This is a genomic window from Heliobacterium chlorum, from assembly GCF_014502795.1.
Classification (GTDB): domain Bacteria; phylum Bacillota; class Desulfitobacteriia; order Heliobacteriales; family Heliobacteriaceae; genus Heliobacterium; species Heliobacterium chlorum.
The window spans coordinates 1-1,343 of record NZ_JACVHF010000093.1 but is presented as its reverse complement, the minus strand read 5'-3'; the positions used below and the strand labels follow the sequence as shown (position 1 = coordinate 1,343).

Below are 1,343 nucleotides of genomic sequence, written 5' to 3'. Positions count from 1 at the left end.
TTTGCCTTCTCTAAAATGAGATCTTACGCATTCATTTGAATAAGGGCGATCGGCTCAAAAATAATGGGGTTAAACCGATCTACAGCTATCATTTATGCTAGCGAACCAATTGTTCGCGAAGTGAGTAAGACTAATGGAACGATTGAGTTAAGTAAATCTACTCCTTTATATGCCGCGAAAACCAATAAAACAAAAAAGGCGAAATCACAAATGTCAACAAGTCAAAGAAAACTTAATAACGAAATATTAAAGCGAAACAATCAAATATTAAGGCAACGACTTATACAACAGCAGCGTGAAAGATTAAATAGATTACTCGAAGAACAGCAACGTCTAAAAGATAAATACAATAAAAGTTGGGCTGAAAGTTTTAGGTACTTTAGATAAGCAGTACTATAAAAAGTTTTGAGTATTTCTACGGAGAAGTTAACTAAGAACCACGATCTCGTCACCTTCGATGAGGTCGCCTTTTTTTCACCTAAAAACCCCAAATCCCACCACACCCGCTGTAATGGCCTGTGTCCAGTTTGAACCCAGTTGTAATATGAATGTTATAGGTGGTTGGTTTGAGATGCGTAGGGGGGAACGTGCGGGGGGCGATTATGATGGGTGGAGGAAATTATTAGGTAAAAAAATAGGTCTGCGGTCCTTTGAACTCCAATATCGAGGCATGTTAATCTAAAAATGCCTTCTTTTCAAATATCCATCTGCCTACCGGGATGTCTAGCTCCCGGTATTTTTTTTGCGTGATTTTTGATTTTGATAAGACCGTAATGGACTGACCTTCCTCACATCCTTTCCAATAAGCCACGTAATTGGGAGGCCAGTGGGGAGAGGCGGTTTTATTATGCTTCATAGGTAACCTAACCCCAGGAGGTGACGTAAGTGTCTAATAGTTCCCACATAGTAAGAAAAAAAGGTTCATGAGATAATCATCCCCAGAAAACGAAACGGGGATGTTTTTTATTTTTATATGACAAGAGAAGAATTGCGAAAAGAGTGGGGTGCACGAGTGGCTGCCTATCAATCGAGCGGCCAGAGCCTCACGGAATGGTGTGTCGATCATGACCTAAAGCCACATCAATTACGGTACTGGCTCCATAAGCAAGAAACAGCAACCATTCCTGCCGTCAAACCCACACAATGGCTATCGGTAGAAGTGGATTCTTTCTCCAAAGACGATAGACTAGGAAGCCCTATCGTGATCAAATTAGGAAAAGCCTGTATCGAGGTTAAACCCGGGTTTGATCCGGTGCTGCTCAGCCAAGTGGTAGAGACGCTATTGGTTCGATGCTGAATGCAGCAAGTATAGAACGGGTATACCTGGCCTGTGGAAGTACGGA

General features: G+C 41.8%; 2 protein-coding genes. Both read left to right on the top strand.

Annotated features, from left to right (window positions below; translation table 11 throughout):
- The first annotated feature begins 63 nt into the window (after window positions 1-63).
- The gene (locus tag H1S01_RS20175; protein ID WP_188042159.1) at window positions 64-387 is read left to right on the top strand and encodes a hypothetical protein; all 324 of its coding nucleotides are present in this window, start codon (window positions 64-66) and stop codon (window positions 385-387) included.
- Between the two features lie 586 nt (window positions 388-973).
- The gene (gene tnpA / locus H1S01_RS20170; protein ID WP_188042158.1) at window positions 974-1,297 is read left to right on the top strand and encodes an IS66 family insertion sequence element accessory protein TnpA; all 324 of its coding nucleotides are present in this window, start codon (window positions 974-976) and stop codon (window positions 1,295-1,297) included.
- Window positions 1,298-1,343 lie beyond the last annotated feature (46 nt).